The 24408-nt window shown below is 56.6% G+C and carries 19 protein-coding genes; 12 read left to right on the top strand and 7 right to left on the bottom strand.

Annotated features, from left to right (window positions below; translation table 11 throughout):
- Positions 1 to 39 precede the first annotated feature (39 nt).
- Positions 40 to 1800, top strand: a complete 1761-nt coding sequence (locus ALB80_RS09655; RefSeq protein ID WP_050603843.1) for a type I secretion system permease/ATPase — start codon at positions 40 to 42, stop codon at positions 1798 to 1800.
- On the top strand, positions 1797 to 3167 hold the full coding sequence (locus tag ALB80_RS09650; RefSeq protein ID WP_050603842.1) for an HlyD family type I secretion periplasmic adaptor subunit: 1371 nt from the start codon (positions 1797 to 1799) through the stop codon (positions 3165 to 3167). The genes ALB80_RS09655 and ALB80_RS09650 overlap by 4 nt, the downstream gene beginning before the upstream one ends.
- Positions 3168 to 3273: 106 nt before the next feature.
- Here ALB80_RS09650 and ALB80_RS09645 read toward each other — a convergent pair whose 3' ends face one another.
- Positions 3274 to 3891, bottom strand: a complete 618-nt coding sequence (locus ALB80_RS09645) for a TetR/AcrR family transcriptional regulator (RefSeq protein WP_050603841.1) — start codon at positions 3889 to 3891, stop codon at positions 3274 to 3276.
- Positions 3892 to 4038: 147 nt separating this feature from the next.
- Between ALB80_RS09645 and ALB80_RS09640 the strand changes: the two genes are divergently transcribed.
- From ALB80_RS09640 to ALB80_RS09615, 6 genes are all read left to right on the top strand, one after another.
- Positions 4039 to 4968, top strand: a complete 930-nt coding sequence (locus ALB80_RS09640; protein ID WP_050603840.1) for an AEC family transporter — start codon at positions 4039 to 4041, stop codon at positions 4966 to 4968.
- A 103-nt stretch (positions 4969 to 5071) separates the two neighbouring features.
- A complete protein-coding gene (gene fghA, locus ALB80_RS09635; protein WP_050603839.1) occupies positions 5072 to 5905 on the top strand; it encodes an S-formylglutathione hydrolase in 834 nt (277 codons plus the stop codon).
- 3 nt (positions 5906 to 5908) lie between these two features.
- On the top strand, positions 5909 to 7366 hold the full coding sequence (sthA, locus tag ALB80_RS09630; RefSeq protein ID WP_050603838.1) for a Si-specific NAD(P)(+) transhydrogenase: 1458 nt from the start codon (positions 5909 to 5911) through the stop codon (positions 7364 to 7366).
- The gene (locus ALB80_RS09625; protein ID WP_050603837.1) at positions 7363 to 7818 is read left to right on the top strand and encodes a YaiI/YqxD family protein; all 456 of its coding nucleotides are present in this window, start codon (positions 7363 to 7365) and stop codon (positions 7816 to 7818) included. Before sthA ends, ALB80_RS09625 begins: the two co-directional genes overlap by 4 nt.
- 121 nt (positions 7819 to 7939) lie before the next feature.
- Positions 7940 to 9034, top strand: coding sequence for an S-methyl-5-thioribose-1-phosphate isomerase (gene mtnA / locus ALB80_RS09620; protein ID WP_050603836.1), 1095 nt, complete (start codon positions 7940 to 7942; stop codon positions 9032 to 9034).
- A 75-nt stretch (positions 9035 to 9109) separates the two neighbouring features.
- Positions 9110 to 11146 (top strand): bifunctional aldolase/short-chain dehydrogenase, encoded by a 2037-nt coding sequence (locus tag ALB80_RS09615; RefSeq protein WP_050603835.1) that lies wholly within the window; start codon positions 9110 to 9112, stop codon positions 11144 to 11146.
- Between the two features lie 50 nt (positions 11147 to 11196).
- On the opposite strand, the gene ALB80_RS09610 is transcribed toward ALB80_RS09615, so the two are convergent.
- Complete coding sequence (locus tag ALB80_RS09610; RefSeq protein WP_050603834.1) at positions 11197 to 12432, bottom strand: MFS transporter; 1236 nt, start codon at positions 12430 to 12432, stop codon at positions 11197 to 11199.
- 149 nt (positions 12433 to 12581) lie between these two features.
- Between ALB80_RS09610 and zapE the strand changes: the two genes are divergently transcribed.
- The gene (gene zapE / locus ALB80_RS09605; RefSeq protein ID WP_050603833.1) at positions 12582 to 13640 is read left to right on the top strand and encodes a cell division protein ZapE; all 1059 of its coding nucleotides are present in this window, start codon (positions 12582 to 12584) and stop codon (positions 13638 to 13640) included.
- A gap of 78 nt (positions 13641 to 13718) precedes the next feature.
- On the opposite strand, the gene ALB80_RS09600 is transcribed toward zapE, so the two are convergent.
- The 4 genes from ALB80_RS09600 to ALB80_RS09585 are packed head-to-tail and all read right to left on the bottom strand — an operon-like array spanning position 13719 to position 19958.
- Positions 13719 to 14993, bottom strand: coding sequence for a folylpolyglutamate synthase/dihydrofolate synthase family protein (locus ALB80_RS09600; RefSeq protein ID WP_050603832.1), 1275 nt, complete (start codon positions 14991 to 14993; stop codon positions 13719 to 13721).
- A complete protein-coding gene (gene accD, locus ALB80_RS09595) occupies positions 14990 to 15919 on the bottom strand; it encodes an acetyl-CoA carboxylase, carboxyltransferase subunit beta (protein ID WP_050603831.1) in 930 nt (309 codons plus the stop codon). The genes ALB80_RS09600 and accD overlap by 4 nt, the downstream gene beginning before the upstream one ends.
- Positions 15920 to 15979: 60 nt before the next feature.
- Complete coding sequence (locus ALB80_RS09590) at positions 15980 to 16864, bottom strand: CPBP family intramembrane glutamic endopeptidase (protein WP_050603830.1); 885 nt, start codon at positions 16862 to 16864, stop codon at positions 15980 to 15982.
- On the bottom strand, positions 16857 to 19958 hold the full coding sequence (locus ALB80_RS09585) for an ABC transporter transmembrane domain-containing protein (RefSeq protein WP_050603829.1): 3102 nt from the start codon (positions 19956 to 19958) through the stop codon (positions 16857 to 16859). The genes ALB80_RS09590 and ALB80_RS09585 overlap by 8 nt, the downstream gene beginning before the upstream one ends.
- A 251-nt stretch (positions 19959 to 20209) precedes the next feature.
- On the opposite strand from ALB80_RS09585, the gene ALB80_RS09580 reads away from it, so the two are divergent.
- The 3 genes from ALB80_RS09580 (at position 20210) to ALB80_RS09570 (ending at position 22947) form a co-directional block, all read left to right on the top strand.
- Entirely contained in the window at positions 20210 to 20971 is a 762-nt protein-coding gene (locus ALB80_RS09580; protein ID WP_050603828.1) for a DUF6478 family protein, read from the top strand.
- Between the two features lie 11 nt (positions 20972 to 20982).
- Positions 20983 to 21342, top strand: coding sequence for a hypothetical protein (locus tag ALB80_RS09575; RefSeq protein WP_050603827.1), 360 nt, complete (start codon positions 20983 to 20985; stop codon positions 21340 to 21342).
- A gap of 78 nt (positions 21343 to 21420) precedes the next feature.
- Positions 21421 to 22947, top strand: a complete 1527-nt coding sequence (locus ALB80_RS09570; RefSeq protein ID WP_050603826.1) for an MFS transporter — start codon at positions 21421 to 21423, stop codon at positions 22945 to 22947.
- A gap of 117 nt (positions 22948 to 23064) precedes the next feature.
- Here ALB80_RS09570 and ALB80_RS09565 read toward each other — a convergent pair whose 3' ends face one another.
- Positions 23065 to 24405, bottom strand: coding sequence for a S41 family peptidase (locus ALB80_RS09565; RefSeq protein WP_050603825.1), 1341 nt, complete (start codon positions 24403 to 24405; stop codon positions 23065 to 23067).
- Positions 24406 to 24408: the final 3 nt, after the last annotated feature.

The raw sequence follows: 24408 nt of genomic DNA, 5'->3' as shown, positions 1-24408 counted from the left end.
GGGTCGCCCCACTTTTTCCAGTCGGAAAGGATCAACACGATGTTGCAGAAAACCAATCCCGTCAAAGCCGCCTGGGGGTCGCTGCGCAAAGGATTTGTCGCAGTTGCCTTCTTTAGCCTGTTTCTGAACCTGCTGATGCTGGCTGGACCGATCTATATGCTGCAGGTCTATGACCGTGTACTGACCAGTCAGAACGCTGACACGCTGATCGCCCTGTCGCTGCTGCTGGCGGGTGTCTTTGTGGTCATCGCCTGCCTTGACCTGATACGGATGCGCATTCTGGGCCGACTTGCCGCACGGTTCGAGATGAACGTCGGCGCCCCTGTACTTGGGGCTGCCATGAAACGCAGGGTCCAGGGTGAAGCTGGCGCGGGCGACAATCTGGTCGAGGACGTGAACGGATTTCGCGAGTTCCTCTCGGGCACAACCCTGACCGCTTTTTTCGACGCCCCGTGGATACCGATTTACCTGTTGGTTCTGTATGTTCTGCACCCCCTTCTTGGATTGCTCGGACTGGTCGGGGCTTTGACGCTGACCGCTATGGCGCTGATCAACAATGCCCGTGCACACAAGTCGATGCAGCAGGCAGCACAGGCGCGCGGCCGCTCGGATGCGCTGTTTCGAACCGGAGATACCAATGCCGAGCTGGTCCATGCGTTGGGCATGAAGTCCGATCTGGTTCGGCGCTGGACTGCTTTGCAGATCGAAGCACATCGCCAGAAGACCCGTGTCGCCGACCGGATCGCCAGTTTTTCGGTCATGTCCAAGACACTGCGCATGGGGCTGCAATCCGCAGCTCTTGGTCTTGGCGCGGCACTGGCCATCACAGGTGAAACCACAGCAGGCGTCATGATCGCGGCCACGATCGTGCTGGCCCGTGCTCTGGCCCCAATCGATCAGTTGATCGGGCAGTGGCGCACCTTTCTGGCCGCGCGTGGCTCATATGCCAAGATCACAAAACTCACCGAAGATTTTTCGGAAACACCTGCCAATCTGCACCTGCCCCGTGCTTTTAAGTCTCTGGACGTGAGAATCGCGCAGGCGGGTCCGCCACGCGCGGTCAATGCCACCCTGCGTAGTATTGATTTCAGCCTGTCTGCCGGCGATGTGCTGGCGATCATCGGCCCCAGCGGCTCCGGCAAAACAACGCTAGGCAAGATGCTGGCCGGGATCTGGCACCCGCAACGCGGCGAGGTTTTGTTGGATGGCAGCCCGATGTCGAAATGGAACCATGAAGATCTGGGCAAGCAGATCGGCTATCTACCGCAGGACGTGGACCTGTTTGACGGCACGATCCGTGAAAACATCGGTCGCTTTGCAGTTGCCATCGACGACGCCGAGGTCCTGCGCGTTGCTCGCGAGGCCGGAGTGCATGAGCTGATCAGCAGTTTGCCCGACGGGTATGAAACGCGCATCGGTCAGGGGTTTTTCCTGTCCGGCGGACAGCAGCAGCGCCTTGCCTTGGCCCGCGCTCTTTATGGTGATCCGTTTGTGCTGGTGCTGGATGAACCCAACTCGGACCTGGATGAGGATGGTGAAAAAGCCCTGCGTGACGCTATTCTGGCGGCTCAGGCCCGGGGTTCGATCAGCATCGTTATGACCCATCGCCCAGCCACATTGCAGGCGGCCAACAAGGTCATGGTCATTCGCAACGGATCACAAACCCAATTTGGCGACAAGGACGACGTGTTGAAGGTCAAGGCCCGCAACGTGCTGAAATCCGCGGCGCAACACGCAGCCTCCGGCAAACCTGCCCTGTCCCTTCCAGAAACCACCCGCCTTCAAGGAGCCGCCCAATGACCCGGATCGTTCCCTTTACTTCGAGCAACTCCTTGCCAGACCTCCATGATGCGCAAGTTGTCGACATGACCGAAACCACACCCGGCATCCGGATGTATGTTCTGTTTGGTCTCTTCACATTGCTGGCCTTTGTCAGCGGCAGCATCTACTGGGCTTTTGCGTCCCGGCTTGACGGTGCTGTTGTCGCGCCTGCGTCCTTTGTCGTCGAAGGCGATCGCAAAACAGTTGAGCATCTGGACGGCGGCATCGTCCGGTCCATTCTGGTCGCCGATGGTGAAGCCGTCGAGCAGGGACAACCTCTGATCCGTCTCGACAGCACAGAGATCGACGTTGATCTTAGCGTGCTTGGTAGCCAGATCGGAGAGCTTTCCGTACGCCGCGCACGACTAAACGCCCAGATGCAGGGGTCGGCTCAGTTTGGTGAAGCCGCAGCGTTCCAGAACTTTGAGGAAGATATGAACCGTCTGCACTGGTCCTCGGCCTTCCTAACGCAGAAACAACTGTTCGATGCGGAATACCGCGCCCGCGCGACCGAAGCAGAGATCAACGCGCAACGTATTTCGGCGCTGCGTGATCAAATCGATGGCCTGAATGAGCAACGGATCAGCACGCAGAACCAGATAGCAATCACTCGGACAGAGTTGGAAAGCCTGCAGACCCTTCTGGACAAAGGCTTGGTTGCCGTCACGCGGGTGAGCTCACGGCAGATTGAGGTTGAACGGCTTTCGGGCACTGATGCTTCGCTTCGGACACAGATTGCCCAGGCAGAAAACCAGGTCAGCGAGTTGCAATTGACAATGATCAGCCAGCAAAAGTTACGGGATGAAGTACTTGCCAGTGAGTTGGCCGTTGTCGATGCCCAGCTTGACCTCTTGCGCCCGCAGTTTTCCGGCGCCGTGGAACGCCGCAAACGGATCGAGATCCTTGCGCCAGCCAGCGGCCGTGTTGTGAACCTTGCCGCGTCGACCACTGGCGGGGTGATCAGACCCGGTGAACACATCATGGAAATCGTGCCTGCAGATCAGGCGCTGATTGTCGAAGCCCGTGTGAAACCAGGTGACATCGACAAGCTGAAGATCGGTCAGGCCACACGTATCCGCCTGTCCGCTTTTGCCCAAGCCGATGTGCCCGAGGCCCAAGGTGCAATCTTTGATATATCGGCTGACGCATTGGAGGACGAGCGGACGGGTGAGGCCTACTATGAAGCGCGGGTAAAACTGGATGAACAACAATCCGAAGAGGTGGCAGCTTTGGAACTGGTGCCCGGTATGCCCGCAGACCTGTTCGTCACCACAGGCGAGCGTTCTGTGATCGCTTATCTGGCACAGCCCGTCAGCGAACGCTTGGCGCGAACTTTTATCGAGTAAAGAGTTTCACAAGACTTTTACCCGTAGGTTGATCAGTATCGAGTGTTTTGTTGCGTGAGCGATGGTCTGTGTCCCATTTCGGGGCACGGGCCATCACTTTAAAAAATTAGCACCCGTAACGGGCCAGGAACATGTCCACAGCCTGTGTCGCAACTTCGTCTATCTCACTCTGACTAAAGTTGTTCTGAATACCAAACGCCGCGCGGGTCCATATACGGACCTTACACAGTTCGGAAAACTGCTCGGCCGCGATTTGCACGTTTTCTATCGCCAGTTCCCCTTTGGCCACGGCCTTTTCCAGATACTCTACCATCTGCCGCTGGCCGTTTTTTGGCCCCGCCTCGTAAAACGCGAGGCCAAGCTCGGGGAAACGGTCCCTCTCGGCCACACAGATCCGAAACACTTGCTGCGCGAATTCCGAGACCAGAAAAGCGGTCAGCTGCGTGGCCGCGATTTGCAGCACTTCGCGCGCCGGTTTGGTCTCATCGATCATCGAAATAATGCGCTCTGACATCAGGCGGCATTCCGTTTGCGCAACTTCCATGAACAGCAAGCGCTTGTCCGGGAAATAGCTGTACAGGGTTGCCTTCGACACACCGGCCGCGCGGGCTATGTCGTCCACGCTTGCACCTTCAAACCCATCTGCCATGAAAACCTCTCGGGCCCCGCGCAAAACTTGGTCGAACTTTCGGCCTGTGCGCAGGATGGTGGCAGTCTGAGTCATGTCTTCTCCGGGATCATTGATTGCGCCAGCTTATAAACCGCTCGGTTCAGATACAATGGTTTTCAACTTTTTTGAGAAAACCTTCCGATCCGTCATTGGCGGTGACAGGGGCTTGCCGCGCGCACAAACCGTGCTAGGAGTTTGCCCATGGTCGATGTCTTTTTGCGCACACTTCCCTTTTTTGCAATCATCGGTCTGGGCTATTGGGCCGGACGCACACGGTTTTTCAGCGCTGAGGCAACCGCATATCTGACCAAGTTTGTTTTCTACTTTGCGCTTTCGGCAATGTTGTTTCGGTTTGCGGCCACATTGCCCTTCGCCGAGATCTTCAATGCACGCCTTATCCTTGGATATCTGATCGGTACGGTTGCGGTCTATGCTCTGGCGACATGTGTCGCATGGTTGCGGCGGCTGGATGTTCCGACAGGCGCGGTCGAGGCGCAATGCGCGGCCATCGGCAATGTCGGCTTTCTGGGCTTACCCATGCTCGCGCTTTTGTTCAGCGAAGCCGCCATCGGTCCGGTGATGATTGTTCTAACAGTTGATCTGGTCGTTTTTTCATCCCTCATCGTGATTTTGATTAATGGCGGGCGTGATGGCAGGCTGACGCCGGCCACGTTCAAATTGATTGGTCTGGGTCTGGTCAAAAACCCGATGATCGTTTCCATTTCCGCGGGGTTGATCTGGTCATCTCTTAAGATCCCAGTTCCCGGACCCTTGTACGACTTCCTGACCATTCTAGGTGGCGCAGCCACGCCCGGCGCATTGTTCGCCATCGGGGCGTCTCTGGCGGGCAAATCGGCAGAACGCATCGAAATCGCAGCCTGGCTGAGTTTTTGTAAACTGGTGATCCACCCGATCTGCGTTGCGGTTGCTCTGCTCTGGCTTGTGCCAATCGACATCTTCCCGGCCACGGTTGCCATTGCGGCAGCCGCCTTGCCGGTCGCCGGCAATGTGTACATGCTGGCCGCGCATTACAGGATTGCTCCTCAGCGGGCCTCTGCCGCCATTCTGCTCTCGACTGTTTGCAGCATTTTGACTGTACCGCTTGCCATCTCGTGGCTGAATGGTCTCTGACCTTCACCTTTTCGAAAAATACTCTCGCCGAAGGCTGTCGGACTTTACGCCGGGTCTTAGGACCGTTAGCCATATCGCGACTCTAATGTAAGGACCATGCCTGATGGAAACCCTCTCGGAAAACGCCTGTTTTGGCGGAGTGCAGGGCGTATACCGCCATGCCTCTTCGGCTTGCCAATGTGACATGACCTTTGGCCTTTTTCTTCCGGCCGAGGCGAAAGATGGTCCGGTTCCGATCCTGTGGTACCTCTCGGGCCTAACCTGCACCCATGAAAACGCCATGACCAAAGCCGGTGCTCAAGCCTGGGCCGCAGAACAAGGGATAGCCATCGTATTCCCTGATACGTCGCCGCGTGGCGAAGCGGTTGCGGACCACGAAGACTATGATCTGGGTCAGGGCGCAGGGTTTTATGTAAACGCGACGCAAAACCCGTGGGCCCCGCATTTCCAGATGTGGGACTACATTGCTGAAGAACTGCCCGCCTTTCTGGTTGAAAACTTTGCAATCGACAGCGAACGCCAGGCTATCACCGGACATTCCATGGGTGGTCACGGAGCCCTGACGCTGGCGATGAACCTGCCCGGACGATTCCGCTCAGTATCGGCCTTTGCACCGATTTCGAACCCGACGGGTGCAGATTGGGGCCGCAAGCAGCTTAGCGCTTATCTGGGCGGTGATGAGACCCTCTGGGCCAAGCATGACGCGTCTTTGCTAATGAAGGAAAAAGGGTTCGATGGCCCGATCCTGATCGACACCGGCGCCAATGACCAGTTCATGGACCTGCTGCGCCCCGAAGCACTGGCCCAAGCCATCGCCGAACGCCGTCAGCAGGCGACATATCGCTTTCAGCCGGGTTATGACCATTCGTACTTCTTCGTTTCCACCTTCATGGAAGACCACGTCACGTTCCATGCTGAAGCGCTGTACGGAGACTGAGACATGAGCAAATACGATTACGACCTGATCATCATCGGGTCCGGCCCTTCGGGGCGATCCGCTGCCATTCAAGCGGGGAAACTGAAGCGTCGGGTATTGGTCATCGATCGCAAAGATCGGTTTGGTGGTGTGTCGGTCCATACTGGCACTATCCCATCCAAAACCCTGCGCGAGACGGTGCTGAACCTCTCGGGCTGGCGTGAGCGTAGTTTTTACGGCCGCTCATATCGGGTCAAAGATCAGATCCGCGCCGAAGATCTGAAGGCCCGTCTGCATATGACGCTCGACCACGAGGTCGACGTGTTGGAGCACCAGTTCAACCGCAACCATGTCGAAACGTTGGATGGCCTGGCCAAGTTCATTGGGCCTCATGAGGTGGAAGTTGCCACCGACGCCGGTGAAACCACACGGGTGACGGCTGCCAAGTTTCTGATCGCCACAGGAACCAAAACCTACCGCCCGGAATACGTACCTTTCAACGGCAAGACCGTGGTCGACGGCGACGAATTTCTGGAAATGGCAGAGATTCCACGGTCACTGGTCGTTATTGGCGCGGGCGTCATTGGGGTCGAATATGCCACAATGTTTTCGGCCCTGGACGTGCGAGTGACATTGATCGAACCGCGCGACACCTTCCTGGACTTCATCGACAGCCGTTTGATCCATGATTTTACCCATCAGATTCGGGAAAACGGCGTTGACCTGCGATTGGGTTCGGCTGTTGAAAAGATCGAAGATGCTGGCGAGCACGTGGAAGTGACGCTGGAAAACGGTCGCCATCTTCGGGCCGAAATGCTTCTGTTCGCAGCCGGGCGCATGGGCGCGACGTCAAAACTCAATCTCGATTTCGTTGGGTTGGAAACTGACCACCGCAACCGGATCAAGGTCGATCGCAAGACCTATCAGACATCTGTGTCTCATATCTATGCGACCGGCGATGTCATCGGGCACCCCTCTCTGGCCTCGACCTCGCTGCAACAGGGACGTGTGGCCGCCTGTCATGCACTTGAAACTCCCACGTTGCCGGAAAGCCCTTGGTATCCTTATGGCATCTATTCAGTGCCCGAGATTTCCACTTGCGGCATGTCCGAGGAAGAACTGCAGGAACGCGGTATCCCTTATGAGGTTGGTGTTGCCCGGTTCCGCGAAACATCACGCGGGCATATCATGGGGCTGGAGCACGGGATGCTGAAAATGCTGTTCTCGCTCAAAACCCGCCGGGTCTTGGGTGTGCAGATCGTTGGCGAAGGCGCGACCGAGTTGATCCACATCGCGCAGGCTGTGTTGAACCTTAAGGGCACTGTGGATTACTTCGTTCAGAACACGTTCAACTATCCAACTCTGGCCGAAGCCTACAAGATTGCCGGGCTGGATGCGTTCAATCGGATGCCGATCCCCGAAGAGTTCAAGGTGCGCAAACAACCAGCCGAGCCCGCCAAGAAGGAGGCCAAGAAGGCGTGACCACGCTTTATGTCGATGGCGATGCCTGCCCCGTGAAGGCTGAAGCTGAACGGGTTGCAACACGGCACAAAGTGACCATGGCGCTTGTGTCCAATGGCGGGCTTCGCCCATCGGCCAATCCTTTGGTGCAGGTCATCATCGTCTCGGAAGGTGCTGATGAGGCTGATAAGTGGATCGCCGAGCGGTGTGGAACTGGGGATGTGGTTGTAACATCCGACATCCCTCTGGCCGCCAAGTGTGTCGAGACAGGCGCGCGTGTTCTGCGCCCGAATGGTGAAGCCTTTACGGCGGCCAACATTGGTCAGCAGCTGGCGATGCGCGACTTGATGGCAGACCTGCGCGCGGCCAATCCACTTGGTGCGGGTGGTGGCGGACGACCGTTCAGCAAAGCGGATCGGTCCCGGTTTCTGGATGCTTTGGAACGGGAAATTCGCGCTGCCATGCGAGGTTAGCGCGACCTTCAACCGATCAAAATACTGACGCCGAACTGGAAACGCCCGTTTACAAGTCCTGCGTAAGAACGCACCTTATGTTTGAATTCTGGTCAGACCATTCGAACACGGAGGCTGCATTATGCAAGTACAGGGCACTCACTATCGATCGATTTGGTGGGACAAGTCGCAGGGTGAGGTTCGGATCATCGATCAACGCTGGCTGCCGCATGATTTCCGGGTCGTGACCTTGAAAACGTTGGATGAGTTTGCAGCGGCAATTCGGGATATGTGGGTCAGGGGTGCACCTCTGATTGGCGCAACGGCCGCTTTTGGCATAGCTGAACAGATGTCTCGTGACAGTTCCGAAGCCTCGTTTGATGCGGCATATGATGTTCTGCACGCAACCCGCCCAACCGCAATCAACCTTCGTTGGGCTTTGGACAGATGCCGAGAGGCCCTGATGCCGCTGGCCGCGTCTGATCGCGCCGAACGCGCCTGGGCCTTGGCACAAGAAGTCGCGGACGAAGATGTCGAAATCAATGCTGCGATTGGTCGACACGGGTTGGAGCTGATCAAGGAGATCGCCGCGCGCAAACCCGCGGGTGAACCGGTACGGTTGTTGACCCATTGCAATGCGGGCTGGCTGGCAACCGTGGATTGGGGTACGGCCACAAGCCCGATGTATCACGCGCGTGACGAGGGCATCCCCCTGCATGTTTGGGTGGATGAAACCCGGCCCCGCAATCAGGGTGCGTTGACCTCATGGGAATTGGGTGAGCATGGCATTCCCCATCGATACATCGTGGACAATGCCGGCGGCCACCTGATGCAACACGGGCTGGTTGATCTGGTCATCACCGGCACGGACCGCACCACTGCACAAGGCGACGTGTGCAATAAGATCGGCACCTACCTCAAGGCTTTGGCAGCGCAAGACAATGGTGTGCCGTTTTATGTCGCCCTGCCCTCGCCCACGATTGACTGGACTGTACGTGACGGTGTGGCCGAGATCCCGATTGAGGAACGCGATGCACGGGAAGTGAGCCACGTCATGGGTGTCGATGACAGCGGGAAAATCGCGGATGTTTGTGTAACCCCAAAAGGTACGGAAGCCGGCAATCCCGCTTTTGATGTTACACCGAACAGACTTGTGACCGGGCTGATCACAGAGCGTGGTGTGTGCGCTGCCTCAGCCGAAGGGCTGGCAAACCTGTTTCCGGACAAGGTTGGTTAACTTTTTGTTTAAGCCTGTACACGAACCTGCCGCAAACCCTTAGGGGCACGTGCGCTTAACTTGCTGAGATTGAGAATGATTGAAAACTGGTACAAGGCAGACGAGGCCCAGAAATGGCGCGAACAGGCAGGGGCCGATCCGGCCGATCAGGAACTGGGTGAACGTGTCTACACCTCGCGGCTTATTGGTCAGAACCCCGATCTGTTGATGCATGGTGGCGGCAACACTTCGGTCAAGCTGTCGCGCCCGGATCTGTTTGGCACGCCGCAGCGTGTTCTTCATGTCAAAGGGTCAGGATGGGATCTGGACAGTATCGAGGCGCCGGGCTTGCCTGGGGTTTGGCTGGATCCACTGATGGAACTGCGCGCACTGGGTCATCTCTCTGATTTCCAGATGGTCAACGTTCAGCGTGCCAACCTGTTGGACTCCGGCTCTCCGAACCCGTCTGTCGAGACGTTGCTTCATGCGTTTCTACCGCACAAATACGTGGACCACACACATGCGACCCCATTTCTGGTATTGGCAAACCTGCCCAATGCCGAGGAAATCTGTCGTAAGATATTTGGCGACCGGCTGGGCATCGTGCCTTACATTATGCCAGGCTTCGGCTTGGCGAAGAAAGCGGCAGAAGTGTTCGACGCAAATCCAAATGTCGAAGGGCTTTTGCTGCTCAATCATGGGCATTTCACCTTTGGTGCCACGGCCCGGGAAAGCTATGACCGGATCGTTTCGCATACCAATGAGGTCGCTGCCTATTTCGGCATGAAAAAGCTGACGACGATCGGACGGCGCGATCCCGCAACGAACCTTGACGCCCTGCCGATCCTGCGCGGGGTCATCGCGGAGGTCGCGGCCCAACGAGACGATGCTATGCCTGTCTTCGATCTGCGTAACGGACCGGAAGTCATGCAGTTCTTTGACCGGTCGGATCTTGAGGAGCTATCCCAGCGCGGCATGGCTTCGCCGGATCATGTGTTGCGCACAAAAGGATGCCCGCTTGTTCTGCGCGCGTCTGACCTTGCCGCCGGAAGGGCGCAGCTTAAGGCAAAAGTCGAAGCTTTCGCTGACGCTTATCGCGCATATTTTGACCGGCAGGCACCACAGGCGGATGAACCCAAGACGTTGCTGACGCCAGATCCCAAACACGCGTGGATCGAAGGCGTCGGACTGTTGGGTATTGGTGCAAACGCCAAGGCCGCCTCAATCGCTGCGGACCTTGCAGAGCAGAATGTTCGTGTCCGGTCCGTGGGTGAAGACGCGGGCGGATTTTACCCGATCGGTGAAAAAGACCGTTTCGATTGCGAATACTGGTCACTTGAGCAGGCAAAACTTGGCAAGAGCGCACCTCCGCCGTTGCAAGGCCGGATCGTGATGGTCACCGGCGGTGCGGGTGCAATTGGGCTGGCGACAGCCAAAGCCTTTGCACGCGCCGGGGCCAACATCCTTTTGGTGGATCGGGATGAGACAGCACTGGAAGTGGCCCGATCAGACCTGGGTTCCTGGCACGCAACATTTGCCTGCGATGTAACCGACAAGGATGCCCCAGACGCAGCAATGGCTGCTGCGGTCCATCGGTTTGGGGGTCTCGACATTCTTGTCTCCAACGCCGGGACTGCGACCTCGGGCGCGTTGCTGGAGCTTGGGGATGAAGAGTTTCGCCAAGCTTTCGAGCTGAACTTCTTTGCCCATAAGGTTTTTGCAACACGCGCCGCGCAGGTGATGCGGGCACAAGGCCGGGGTGGTCAGATCTTGTTCAACATCTCGAAACAGTCCATAAATCCAGGCCGCAATATGGGCGCGTATGGTACGCCCAAAGCCGCCACCCTGTTCCTGATGCGCCAACTGACGCTTGAACTGGCCGAACATGGTGTTCGCGTCAACGGCATGAATGCCGACCGCATTCGATCCGGACTGTTGACGGACGGGTTCATTCAGGAACGCGCCGCAGCGCGCGGGGTGTCTGAAGAAACCTATATGTCCGGCAACCTGCTTGGCCGCGAAGTTGAGGCGCGGCATGTGGCAGATGCCTTCGTCGCCTTGGCACTGATGGAGCGCACCACGGGACATGTTGTGACCGTAGATGGAGGCAACACCGAAGCCGAACTGCGATAATGCCCAACAGCTCTTGCATCGCCCCCTGACCTGCGGCTTGGAAACTGGCCTCAGGCCGGGATGGCCGAGCGGTTTTCGCGGATGGGCAAATGCACGATTGCGCTGAACGCCCCGATTGCGACGCCAATCCACCAGACCGTGCTGTAATCGCCGAACTGGTCATACATGCGACCGCCCAGCCAGACGCCCAGAAAGCTACCAAGCTGATGGCTGAAGAAGATAATACCGTACAGCGTGCCCATATACCGCAAACCGTAAAGATGCGCCACAAGACCCGACGTTAGCGGCACAGTGGCCAGCCAGAGCGATCCCATCACCAGCGAGAACACGATGACCGAAAGCGGCGTGATCGGGAGCAAGAAAAACAACGCCGCAGCCAATGTTCGACCCGTATAAACGGCGGCCAACAGGTATTTCTTGGGAAAATGGTTCCCCGCCCATCCTGCCAGCAACGTACCGCCGATATTGGCCAAACCAATCAGCGAAATCGACACGGCCCCAAGCGCTGAGGTCGAGGTGATGCCGAGGGAATGCAAGACACCACCGGGCTGGATCGGGCCACACATCTCGGTCACAAAGGCCGGGAAATGGGCGGTGATGAACCCCAACTGATATCCGCAACTGAAGAACCCCAGAAAAATCAAAGCATAAGAAGGATCGCGGAACGCCTTACCTAAAATCTCGCCCATGCTTTCTTGCAGTTCCGCCTTGTTGACGGGTTTCGGCGCGCGCATGAAAGGCAGGGCAAGCACAAGCGCCAGGATCGCAACCGCAAATATGATGAAAACCTGCTGCCAGGGCAGGAAGGTCATGAGCCATTCGGCGATGGGCGCGCCGAGAACCTGCCCGAAACTGCCTGCGGCTGTGACGATCGCAAGCGACATAGAACGGTTTTCGTCAGAAGACGCGCGTCCAACTACGGCCAGGACAACACCGAACCCGGTACCAGCGATACCGAAACCGACCAGCCACGCATAGATTTGGTGCTCGAACGGCGTGACGGACCACGCCGAAAGCACCATACCGGCAGCATAGGTCAGAGCACCGATCACGATCGCCTTGCGATCACCCACCTTCTCAGCAATCGCGCCAAAGATCGGTTGTCCGATGCCCCACGCCAGGTTTTGGATGGCAATTGCCATTGAGAAATCAGTACGCAACCAACCAAACTCATCCGCAATTGGAATCTGGAACACGCCGAACGATGCACGCACGGCAAAACTGACTGTGACGACGATGCATCCGACGATCAGGATCGGATTCAGCAAGCGGGCGGATTGGGGCATCGGGACCTCGGGCGTTTCGCCCGAAGGACCGTATCGCTTTGGCAGGCGACGTCAATTCAGCAGATTTGCGGTCACGGATAAGCAAATTTGATGTGCCACGAAAATTGGTTTCTTTTCAACGGGCGATAGGGCGTTTAAGGCTCAGAGTTATGACGGATCTGATATCGCTATACGAGGCCCGCGTCGCGGATGGAACCCTGACCCGCGATGACGCACAAGAGGCTGTTCTGCCTCAATTCGAACGTATCCGTGCGGCGCTGTCTGAGCCGGTCAAACGCGGGTTCTTTCGCAAGGCTCCTCCGCCACCCAAAGGTTTGTATCTTTGGGGAGGGGTCGGACGCGGCAAATCGATGCTGATGGATATGTTTGTCGAAACGCTAGGCGAAATACCTGCGCGGCGTGTCCATTTCCATGCGTTCATGCAGGAAATCCATGCTGGGATGCACAAGGCTCGGAAAGAGAATGTCGAGGATGCCCTGGCACCTGTGGCCAAAGATGTAGTCAAATCCGTCCGGTTACTGGCATTTGATGAGATGCAGATTACGGATATCACCGATGCAATGATTGTCGGACGTCTGTTCGACCTATTGCATGAGGGGGGCGTGGTGGTGGTAACGACCTCGAACCGGCACCCGGATGATCTTTATAAGGACGGTCTGAACAGGCAGCTGTTCCTGCCTTTCATTGCGCATATCAAAGAACAGCTTCGGGTTTGGGAGCTGGTTTCGCCGACGGATTACCGCCAAAACCGGCTGGAAGGCGCGCCGGTTTATTTTGCGCCAATCGGCCCGGAAGCCCGGCAGAAAATCCGAGAGGTTTGGGTGGACCTTGCAGGCGGCCCTGCGGAACCGCTTGTTTTGCAAGTCAACGGCCGCGCCGTTGAACTGCCCGCATTTCGCAACGGGGTCGCACGGGCCTCGTTCTACGATCTGTGTGGACGGATGTTGGGACCTGCTGACTATCTGGCAATAGCCGACGCGGTGAAAGTGCTGGTGCTCGAAGACATCCCACGCTTGTCGCGGAACAACTTTAACGAAGCCAAGCGGTTCGTGACCCTTATCGATGCGCTTTATGAGTCCCGGGTACGCTTGATCTGTTCAGCAGCGGCCGAGCCCGAGATGCTGTATGTGGAAGGTGAAGGGACGTTCGAATTTGAACGCACCGCCTCACGCCTGCGGGAGATGCAGGATAAAGATTGGGGGACATAAGTAGGGGGCTTTGCCCCCGACATGCTGCGCGGGCTCCTATGGTGCACTTAGGGCCAGATGAAGGGGTGCGGCACGTGCCTAGCCGTTTTCGCGCAGGATATTGCCCGCAAGGTAGAGCGAACCGCAGATCAAAACGCGGGCTTGAGGATCCTGGCTTGTGATCGCCTCCAGCGCGTCTGACACGCTGTTTGCAGTAGACGCTGGCAAGTTGACTTTTGCCGCCGCAGCCGCAGTTTCTTCTGCGCTGAGCGTAGCGGCCTCTCCCGGAATCGAAACGGCCGTCAGACTTGCAGCCTGCCCGGCCAGAGGTGCGAGATACCCGGTCACATCCTTTGTGTTGAGCATACCGCAGATCATGTGCGTCGGTTTCTGAGGCAGCTTTGCCAGCACATCAGCCAGCGCAATACCCGCTGCCGCATTATGACCGCCATCCAGCCAAAGTTCGGCCTGTGGTGCCTGTTCGACCAACGGGCCGGTTTTCAGGCTTTGCATACGGGCCGGCCATTCGGCTTTGGTCACGGCTGCCTCATAGGCATCATCGCCCATATCCAGATGGCGCAAAACCGCCAGAGCTGCGCCCGCGTTCTGAATTTGGTGTGCGCCCAGCAGGTTGGGCAGTGGAAGATCCCGCAGCCCGGTCTCGTCCTGATAGATCAAGCGACCGTTTTCTTCATACACATGCCAATGTTGACCATGGACCAACAACGGCGCGCCCAAACGGGCGGCCGTGTATTCAATGACCTCAAGAGCTTCGTCTTGTTGAGGGCCGACGATGCAGGGCACGCCGGGTTTGATGATCCCGGCTTTTTCGGCGGCGATCTTGCCCAGAGTATCGCCCAGAAACTGCTCGTGGTCGATCGAAACTGGCGTAATTACAGTCACGGCTGGATTTTCGACCACGTTGGTAGCGTCCAGACGCCCGCCCAGGCCAACCTCAAGAAGAGTATAGTCCGCTTTTGCTCGGGCGAACGCCAACAAAGCGGCACAGGTGGTGATTTCGAAATAGGTGATGTTTTCACCGCCATTCGCGGCGTAGCATTCGTCCAGAACTGCGGTCAGATCGGGTTCTGAAATCAGTTTTCCAGCAAGACGAATTCGCTCATGAAATCGCGCCAAGTGAGGCGAGGTATAAGCATGTACCGAGCGCCCTGCCCCCTCAAGCCCGGCGCGGATCATGGCCTGAGTCGAACCTTTGCCATTGGTACCGGCAATATGGATAACCGGAGGCAGCTTGAGCTGCGGATGATCCAGCGCAGCCAGAAGACGCCAGACGCGGTCCAAGGTCAGATCAATGATCTTGGGGTGCAACGCCATCATCCGATCTAGAATGGCGTCAGATGTTTGAGCGGTCATTTCTGGCTGGTCTCTTCGGCCGGTGCCTCAGCAGCTTCTTCGGGTGTTGGCGGGGGCAGATCGCCCATGATTGCCGGAGGCTGCTTCATCAGCATTCGGGTGATGGAAATTAGCTCATCACGCATTTTGGTACGCTTGGTGACACGGTCCAGCATACCGTGATCCAACAGATATTCGGCGCGCTGGAACCCTTCGGGCAGTTTTTCCCGAATCGTTTGTTCAATAACGCGGGGACCGGCAAAGCAGATCAAGGCGTTGGGTTCCGAGATATGGACGTCGCCCAGCATCGCGTAAGACGCTGTTACACCCCCGGTGGTGGGGTGTGTCAGAACGACGATATAGGGCAGTTTCGCCTCTTTCAGCATCTCAACCGCAACAGTGGTCCGCGGCATTTGCATCAGGCTGAGGATACCTTCCTGCATCCGTGCGCCGCCAGCAGCGGAAAACAGGATCAGTGGACGCTTGAGCTTTACTGCCTCTTGGGCGGCAGCAATGATCGCGTTGCCGACATACATGCCCATCGACCCGCCCATAAAGGAAAAGTCCTGCGCAGCTGCGACAATCGGAGTGCGGCCAATTTCACCCAAAGCAACCAGCATCGCTTCTTTTTCGCCGGTCTTTTTCTGCGCCGCTTTCATACGGTCGGGATATTTCTTCTGATCGCGGAATTGCAGCGGGTCGTCCTTGGGGGCCGGAACGTCAACTTCTGAGAAGATACCACCATCGAACAGGTGCTTGAACCGGTCACGAGGTGTAATCGCCATGTGGTGGTCGCATTGGGTGCAGACATTCTGGTTCTCTGCCAGTTCGCGGTGGAACAGCATCGTTCCGCACTCGTCGCATTTATGCCAGAGGTTTTCTGGCACCTCGCGGCGCGAGAAGATCGAGTTGATCCGGGGACGGACGTAATTTGTGATCCAGTTCATGTCGGAACCTTGGCTTGTGCGGCGTTGACGTCAAATAAGACGCCACGCAAGGAAATGCAATCAGCGCCTGAGTGCAACCCGCGCTGCGAGCCAGCAAACAAACATCACCGCCAAATCCACCACTAGCCAGGGGCGAAGCTGGTCTGCGTCGGATGTGTCAAAAGGCAACAGGAACAGGGACAACCCGCTGAGGCTGTCAGGAAGAGAGATGAAAAGCAGGGCGATGAGGTTATTGAAGAAATGCAAGGCGATGGCAGGCCCCAGCGTTCCCGCGCGAGCAGTCAGATCAGATGTCAGAAGGCCAAAAGCAAGGGCCCATGCAGCGATCAAAAGCGCGTTGCTCCCGGCCATGTCCGGCGTGTAATGGCCCGCAGCAAACAGGACCGATGGCACGCCCATCCAGATGACAGGCGACTTGAACCGGGCGGCAAGAGTTTGTTGGATATACCCCCGAAACAGAACTTCTTCGGCGCTGGTCTGAATCAAGACAGCAAACGCGGCAACCGGGAACAACAGCACCCATGTTGCAAACGGCAGATTCTGGGTCAATTCATCGCCCAATCCGTACGGCGGAAGCAGAAACCCGATAGCGCCCAGGATCAGGAGTGACTTCAGCACTTTCAGAAACTGTGCCACGGCGAGGCGGCGGTCGCCGACGATGGACCACAACGCGCGATGCTGAAACCAACGCGCGGCAAGGGTCACACCAAGGGTTATGAACCCAAAGCTGCCCAACAGCAGAAGCAGCGCCATTGGCGAACTTCCCAGCAGAAGCTCCTGCGCCCACTGATCCGGGCCCATCCCTACGAGCACGGCGAAGAAGACCATGTTCAGAAGGCTGACCAGCACGCCGATCAACAGAAGGCCCAACAGCAGACGCCAGATCTCGGGCCGCGCGCGTGCGGTCTCTGTAAGGTATGCGTGAGCGGAATATGCCTTAGGCATTCTTTAGGGGATCCTCTGCTTCATGAGATACTGAAGGCAACACATCTTCAGGATTTTGAACACCATTGATCCTGTTGGACAGCGTTGTCAGATATCCTGCGACAGTGCGGAGTAGCTGTGTCGCCACAGATGCATCGCTTTCCACCACAGCACGCAGTTCCTCAGCTCCGATACGCAGGAAACGACAATCCTTGGTCGCGATCAGATCCAATTGACGATTCTCTCCGGTGATGATCGAAAGATCCCCAATAAGACGCCCTGGTTCGATGATTGAAATCGGGCGCTTTGTTCCGTCTTCGTTGAACCAATCCAACCGAGCCTCACCTGAAATGCACAGATAAGCGGCATCCGGGGCCTGCCCGCGAGAGAATATGACTTGTCCAGCGTTGACCTCATACCACTGGGCCGAGAACGCCAGGAGCCGCTGGTTTCGGCCGTCCAGCCCGGAAAACAATTCCGTGCCCGATAGAATTTCAAGCTTCCGGCTCAGATCGTCTGAGGTGCCGCCCGTATGCTCGAATTTGGTGCGGGAAACTCCGTCAATCCGGCCGTCCTTGATTTCGACAAACAGATCATAGGCTTCGGGATGCGCAAAATGATCCTCCATGAAGATCATGATCGAATCGGGCAAAAGCTCTCGCAGTTTCAAGCGTGTACGCAACCGGCTTTCCGAATCGTGGCTGGCCAGCGCTTTGTCCAAAATCAGGATATCAGGTCGCTTGATCCCTGCGCGGGAAAACGCGGCGCGTTCTTGAAAGACGGTGGGCAAGTTGTTACCGCCAAGACCCGAAGGCAGATCATAGATGATGGCAGCGGCCCTGCGGCGCAGACCCGCTTCGTTCAGCGCATCAGCAACAACGTCTTCGATATCATCTGCATGTGCGCCTGCCATCAGAGATACACGACCATAGATTGCATTCTCCATGACCGTTAGGCGGGGCACATAGAGCTCAGGCGTTACCGGCGTGAACAAACCATTCATCGCTCCACGCAGCCGTTCCGCCTGGCTTTTGCGGATCGCTAGGATTTTGTCTTTGTATTCCTCGGGGAAATCCGGGCCGATCTGCTCAGCAGTCAGAAGGAAGGGAACGGTCAGCAACAAGGCGCGGTCTTCCTGACTGAGCGCAATATCACCCTTGACCTTGCGCTGGTCTTCTATGTCGAGCAACCTATGAAACATGTCTTTCGACATACCCAGCCGCAGGAACAAGGGGTGATCCGCACCCTCCCGCCCGAATGTTTTGCCAAGCGTGTCCAGGACCGCGTTGGAAATGCTCAGGGCATCGTCCGCCAGATCATGCGCGTTGAGCATTTTCATGAACCGGGCATCCTCGACCAGAAAATCGGGTGAGATATCCCGTGACGGTGCCGCATAAAGCAGGTTTCCACCTAACGGAACCGCCGGGTTAAACAGATCCGGATCGAATCGGTAGACATATCGATCCAGACCCTTTGCTTTCAGACGTTCGGCTATCGTTTCTCGCAGATTGACCACTTCGCGTGCCAAAACTGGATGGACTTCGGGATCAAATTGCGTGCGCAGCGTTCGACGGAACATGAACTCGTCGATGCCCATGGCTTCGACCAGTTGGAACCACCAATCACGGATGTCTTCGATATCGTCCAGACCAGCCAAGCCGGGATCAATCCATTCATCCTCCAGCGAATCGGAGGGATTGCCCGACCGGACCGCTTCGATCTGCTTGCGGGTCGGAACCCGCATTGCCTCTGCCTCGCGTTGCGGATGTGTGCGCAACGGCATCATCAGATTGTCACCCAGCGTTCCGTCAAACAGGTAAGGGCGAGAATAGGCATAGCCAATCCGCGCGGCAATCACGGCCTGATGCAGAGTATTCAGGCTGTGCCCCGCAACGATCACATCCCCCTGAACCGGTAGAATCTCTCGGGTCAGAAGCTGACCCAGAGCACTTCGTTCCGAGGCGTGAGAAGACTGGATGGCAACACGGGCCCCATGCGGGATGGTCAGATCCAGATCCTCCAGAATGGTTTTGCCGTCGCTATCTCTGACCGTCACATTGCGCAGCTCAATCGCCCCGTCCAGGCGCGGCATCGACTCGGGCTTTCCGGAAAACAGTTCCTCGGGGATCATCTGGTCGGGGGCAAACCGTTCTGTCACAACCTCCCACCGCAGTGACATGTCCTGGACCTGGTTGTAATAGGTCAACAGATCCTTCCAGGGGCCGCTCAAATCCTTGTACGCCCCTAGCGCTGCCACCAGAGCCCCCACCGTCACCTCGCCCGTGATCGCCAGATAGCCCCCCACGGAATAGAACAGGAAGGGCGTCATCTGAGTGATCAGATTGTTGAGAAACTTCATAAAGAATTTTTTGTTGTAGATCTTGAACCGGATCTCGAACAATCTTCCCAAACGGTCGCTGAACTGAGCCAGTCGATACCGCCAGCCGCCATTGGTGCGCAGGTCGCTGATGCCCGCAGCACTTTCGCCGATTTCAGAGCTCAGACGCCGGACTTCCTGAATACGGTCTTTGTTCAGCAGGTTGATTTGTCGCTGCAATTTGGGAATCAGCCAAGCCTGCAGGGGGATGAGCGCAATACTGGCCAGCCCAAACCACACGCTTTGCATGAACAGGAACGTGACGATGGTCATCATTTGACCAAACTGGAACACCGGCTGAGCGATCGCGTCGCCCATCAGGCCACCCATCGGCTCGGCTTCGGACGTGATCATCGAAACCAGCTCACCCTGACTGGTGGTGGCAAAATAGGACTTTGGAAAGCGCATTGAACGTTCAATCAGCATGAAGCGCAACCGGCGCAACATGCGCTCGGCCAGAACGCCCTTCATCGTGTTGATGCGCATCTTCATTAGGCCGCTGGCGATCACTGTGCCAAGAAAGGCGACGCACAGTATCAACAAGTAATGAACCTGCGTTACCGTGATGCCCCAGATACTGACGGTGTCACCCGGGGCACCGATGGCATCGTTGATGATCTGCTTGGGCAGCTCCAATGACGCGTAGAGGAACGGAAATGACAGCACCGTCAGCAGCAATAATATCAACTGCTGTTTCTTCGAATACTTCCAAATAAAAGAAAATAAAGTGGGCTCCATGTCCTGGCCTTATCGATAGCTAAACGGATGTGTGGCTAAAACCGGGTGACCCATTTTGCAGGAACCCTGACGGTAAGCGGTGGTCCTGTCTAATGCAAGAATAGACAGGCACACACTCATCCACGGGCAGCTATCCTATTTGTTGGTGGCACCCAACCAGAAAACGAAAGGCAAAAGTAGCAATTATGTTATTGCGGGTTTGTTTCAGTAGCCATCTTGACTAAAGAGGCTCTGTATCGGACGACAAGGCCATGGGCAGGATTCTTGATCGCTATATTCACCGTAAGGCGTTGGACCGATGGCGACGGGCGGCTCAACATGCGCCGGGTGCAGCGCAGGCAGACTTGCGGCTGCAAAGGGATGAAGCGCGATCATTGCGGGCCCATCTTGATCGGTTGATCCAATTGGCTGATGCACGCTTGCTCCGTCCCAAGATCGGATCCAAGCAGTTTCCCAAGCCTGTTGACACAGATTGGAGTTGCAGACCCGATCTGTGGCGCGGCCCTTTGGCGCGACCGGGTGTGGCTTCGGCCCCGCGCAGGACAGATCTTGATGCGCAGGTCAAACTGTTTCATGACTGCCCCATCGCTGAGATCACCATACGCCAAACTCGAAATCGCGACACAGGCGATCTGGCCCCGTTCAGCCTGGCAGTCGAAGTGTTCAGCTTCGAAGGTTCTTTCCTTTCGGTGTCCGTCGATTTGCCGGCGGAAGCAGTGCTGAACCTAACCCGTGAACATCTGATAAGGATGCAGACCGTCATCGAATGCGAACGACACACAAGTATGTTCGCCCGCCTCAACATTCAGCACGGCCCCAATTCCGAGCAGGTTCTGCGGCAATTGCCCCCATCACAGGCCCCAAGCACGGTTGATTTTGATCTAGCCCATCTTCCCCTGAACGAGCGTCGGATCGAGAAGATCTGGGTTGATTTGATTTTTGAATCTCCGACCATGAACCGGATGGTTGTGCGGGACTTGACGTTCTGCCGTTTCCACCGTGCTGATTTGTGAAGCGACCCGACATGACACAAACAAAACTGACCTTCATCCGGTTCGAAAACGGCATCTGGCAAGGCCAAATTCAGGCTGTGCAGGAACCTGCCGTAGAGGTGCTATATCAAGGCGAAACACTGGAGAACGCCACTCTGTCACCGGCAGAAAACGGGTGGGTTCTGAGCATCAAGGTGCCTACCTCAGCACTGTCTGAAGGTGTCCACAGCTTTGTCATCGCAGATGCGTTCACTGCCGAACAGCTGGGAGATTTCACCATTATCGCAGGTGCGCCGGCAGCGGATGATCTGAGAGCCGAAGTTGCGCTCCTGCGCGCCGAGCTGGACATGCTGAAACGCGCAATCCGCCGGGCCTACCGTAACGGCGACTGAGCCGACCCAAGGCAAGTCTCTATCTTTTCAGCCAATTTCCGGGCATCATGGTCGAATTCAAAATGGATCGCGCCCGTCATGGACCGCAGCAGTATTGTTAAAGTCATCGCACTAATGGTGACGGGATTTGGTATCGGCATAGATTTTACCGGTGCTCTAATGCTGGTGCCTGCGATCGAAAACAGCTTTGATGCGGATATCACAAGCACCCAATGGGTCCTGAACATTTACGCCCTGTTTTTTGCGATGACCATGGTCGCCGGCGGGCGCCTGGGTGACATGTATGGCCATCGCAAGATGATGATCATCGGTCTTTGTATTTTCTTATTCTCGTCGGTCATGTGTTTTTTCTCGCCCAGCCTTGATTTTCTGATCCTGGCCCGCGCCCTGCAAGGCATTGGCGCAGGCTGCGTCTGGCCCTGCACATTGGCTTTTGGGGCAACCAAAGTGTCCCGACCTGAACATCGGGCCCTTATAATGGGTCTGATTTTGGCGGGTGTGACCATGGGCAATGTATTTGGCCCAATGATCAGCGGATTGGCCGTAAACTTGGGCGAATGGAGGTATTTCTTCCTGGCTAACGTCTTTTTTTCCTGCATTTCTATGGCCACCGCTCTGATCCTGATGGAACGCGAAACGCAGCATAAAACGGACGAACATCTCGACCTTGCTGGTATGGGTCTTTTGGCGTTTGCGGTTCTGTTTTTGCTTTACGGGCTGGATGTCGGTGCGGATTGGGGATGGACGTCAGTGCCATTATTGATGCTGTTTTTCATCAGCGCCGTGCTGTTCCTTCTGTTCCCCAAAGTCGAGAAACGCGTTTCAGAACCACTGCTGTTACCGCAGATGATGCAAAACCGCCAGTTCACGATCACGCTTGGCCTGAATATGTTCAACGTCTCTGCCGCCTTTGTTGGATTGCTCTATTTCCCGCAATACATGCAAAAGGTTCTGGGCTGGTCGACGTTTGAGTCTGCGTTGGGTCTGGCCCCGCTTACGGTGTTGCTGGCGGTGGGATCGATTGTTTCAGGCACGCTTTACAACGATTTCGGGCCCAAACGGCTGCTGTTCTGGGGTTATTTGATTGCGACAATCGGGGCTGCGACGGTTGTCTTGTTGCCAAGCGATCTGGGATATTTCCGCATTCTGCCAGGCATGGCGATGATCGGGCTGGGCGCGACCCTGACCGTTGGGCCATCCGGAACGGCTGCGGTCTGTGCAGTCAAGCCCGAGCGGGCCGGTCTGGTCGGCGGTCTGAGTTTCATGACGCATCTGGTGTACGGTGCCATTTCCGTCGCCTGCGCCACGGCTATCATGTATGTCGTCAGCCTGTCCAAACTGCGCGACGGTCTGCACGCCTCAGGTATCAAACTATCAGAGGCTGACCTGAGGGCGATCAATGGCGGAACGCTGGACACGCCTTCGGCACATGCGGTGATCAGCCGTTTGAGCGCTGCTGACTTGGAGAAAGTTCAATCCGCACTGTCCGCGGCTTTTAACAGCGGCATGAGCACGGCCTTTGTCTTTTCGACCGCATCCGTATCGGTTGGTATTGTGCTGGCGCTGCTGCTGGATGAAAAGAAACTGCACAAGATCGAAAGCTAGCGCATTTTCAGTCACATTAGGATCTGGGTTTCGCGGCCTGACTATTTGCAGGCGCGCAACAAGCACCACGTTTTGCCTCAACGAAAAGGGGCCGCGGTAAGCGCGGCCCCGGTTGGGTTACTGAGACGGTCCGTTGGGATTGAATGCCGACAGACCTTTGAGGATGTCGATGGCATAGGCCAACTGGTAATCCTCTTCCCGCAGTTCAGCCGTGGCTTCGGCCTTGGCACGATCTTCTTCGATCTGGCGGATTTCATCCTCGCTGAGGCTGTCATTGTTCAGGCTACCACGCAGCTCGGCCTCGGACCGGGTAAAGCGGCTGTCCTCTTCTTCTTCAGCTTCGGGCTGCGGGCGTGGCTGTTCCACGATGATATCCGGGCTGACACCCAGGGCCTGAATTGAACGACCCGACGGTGTGTAATAGCGCGATGTTGTCAAACGCATGGCCCCATCACCGCGCAGCGGCATGACCGTCTGAACAGACCCCTTCCCGAAGCTTTTCGTGCCGACCACGATTGCACGGCGGTGATCCTGCAAGGCACCGGCGACAATTTCGGACGCCGAGGCCGAACCGCCATTGATCAGGACCACGATCGGCTTACCTTCGGCCAAATCGCCGGGCGCGGCGTTAAACCGTTCTCCTTCTTCGGGATCGCGGCCACGGGTTGAAACGATTTCGCCTTCGTTCAGGAACGCATCCGAAACTTTGATCGCCTGCGTCAGCAGGCCGCCCGGGTTGTTGCGCAGATCCAGAACAAAACCATTGACCTTGTCGATGCCGCCCGCTTCTTCGATCTGTTCCTGCAAACCTTCTTTCAGGTTCGGGAATGTCTGATCATTGAACGTGGTCACACGCACAACCACGCTAGCGCCTTCGGTGCGTGCACGAACAGCCGTCAGCTTGATCGTGTCACGGATGATTGTAACGTCGAAAGGATCCGGCTCACCTTCGCGAACAACAGTGATAACAATCTCAGAGCCCACCGGACCACGCATCAGATCAACAGCCTTGTCCAGCGTCAGACCCAGAATGCTTTCTCCATCTACATGAGTGATAAAGTCCCCGGCCTCAATTCCAGCTGCGTCGGCAGGGGTGTCGTCAATCGGCGATACGACTTTGACAAAACCGTCCTCCTGCGTGACTTCGATGCCAAGTCCGCCAAACTCACCTCGTGTCTGCACGCGCATCTGCTCGGCATCGTCGGGCGAAAGATAGCTGGAATGCGGATCGAGAGAGGTCAACATGCCATCAATGGCTGCCTCGATCAGTTCTTCGGGTTCGACTTCTTCGACATATTGGGCGCGGATGCGTTCAAAAATGTCACCAAACAAATCCAGTTGCTCATAGACGCTGGCCTTGTTTTCAGCCTCCTGCGCCAGCAGGGGTCCTGCGATCTGGGTTGTTGCAAGAATACCTGCCACAGTTCCGGCCAAACCGGCCATCACAAATCTCTTCATACT

The sequence above is a fragment of the Ruegeria sp. 6PALISEP08 genome, from assembly GCF_001238295.1.
Lineage (GTDB): Bacteria > Pseudomonadota > Alphaproteobacteria > Rhodobacterales > Rhodobacteraceae > Ruegeria.
The sequence above is the reverse complement of the archived record's forward strand: the minus strand, read 5'-3'. Positions and strand labels throughout refer to the sequence as shown.

Bases quoted from the DNA above. Each gene is read 5' to 3' on its own strand.
- mtnA (WP_050603836.1), top strand. From the start codon at position 7,940: ATGCAAGTACAGGGCACTCACTATCGATCGATTTGGTGGGACAAGTCG.
- ALB80_RS09650 (WP_050603842.1), top strand. From the start codon at position 1,797: ATGACCCGGATCGTTCCCTTTACTTCGAGCAACTCCTTGCCAGACCTC.
- ALB80_RS09580 (WP_050603828.1), top strand. From the start codon at position 20,210: ATGGGCAGGATTCTTGATCGCTATATTCACCGTAAGGCGTTGGACCGA.
- ALB80_RS09590 (WP_050603830.1), bottom strand. From the start codon at position 16,864: ATGCCTAAGGCATATTCCGCTCACGCATACCTTACAGAGACCGCACGC.
- accD (WP_050603831.1), bottom strand. From the start codon at position 15,919: ATGAACTGGATCACAAATTACGTCCGTCCCCGGATCAACTCGATCTTC.
- ALB80_RS09565 (WP_050603825.1), bottom strand. From the start codon at position 24,405: ATGAAGAGATTTGTGATGGCCGGTTTGGCCGGAACTGTGGCAGGTATT.
- ALB80_RS09640 (WP_050603840.1), top strand. From the start codon at position 4,039: ATGGTCGATGTCTTTTTGCGCACACTTCCCTTTTTTGCAATCATCGGT.
- ALB80_RS09615 (WP_050603835.1), top strand. From the start codon at position 9,110: ATGATTGAAAACTGGTACAAGGCAGACGAGGCCCAGAAATGGCGCGAA.
- sthA (WP_050603838.1), top strand. From the start codon at position 5,909: ATGAGCAAATACGATTACGACCTGATCATCATCGGGTCCGGCCCTTCG.
- ALB80_RS09655 (WP_050603843.1), top strand. From the start codon at position 40: ATGTTGCAGAAAACCAATCCCGTCAAAGCCGCCTGGGGGTCGCTGCGC.
- zapE (WP_050603833.1), top strand. From the start codon at position 12,582: ATGACGGATCTGATATCGCTATACGAGGCCCGCGTCGCGGATGGAACC.
- ALB80_RS09585 (WP_050603829.1), bottom strand. From the start codon at position 19,958: ATGGAGCCCACTTTATTTTCTTTTATTTGGAAGTATTCGAAGAAACAG.
- ALB80_RS09570 (WP_050603826.1), top strand. From the start codon at position 21,421: ATGGACCGCAGCAGTATTGTTAAAGTCATCGCACTAATGGTGACGGGA.
- ALB80_RS09610 (WP_050603834.1), bottom strand. From the start codon at position 12,432: ATGCCCCAATCCGCCCGCTTGCTGAATCCGATCCTGATCGTCGGATGC.
- ALB80_RS09645 (WP_050603841.1), bottom strand. From the start codon at position 3,891: ATGACTCAGACTGCCACCATCCTGCGCACAGGCCGAAAGTTCGACCAA.
- ALB80_RS09575 (WP_050603827.1), top strand. From the start codon at position 20,983: ATGACACAAACAAAACTGACCTTCATCCGGTTCGAAAACGGCATCTGG.
- ALB80_RS09600 (WP_050603832.1), bottom strand. From the start codon at position 14,993: ATGACCGCTCAAACATCTGACGCCATTCTAGATCGGATGATGGCGTTG.
- fghA (WP_050603839.1), top strand. From the start codon at position 5,072: ATGGAAACCCTCTCGGAAAACGCCTGTTTTGGCGGAGTGCAGGGCGTA.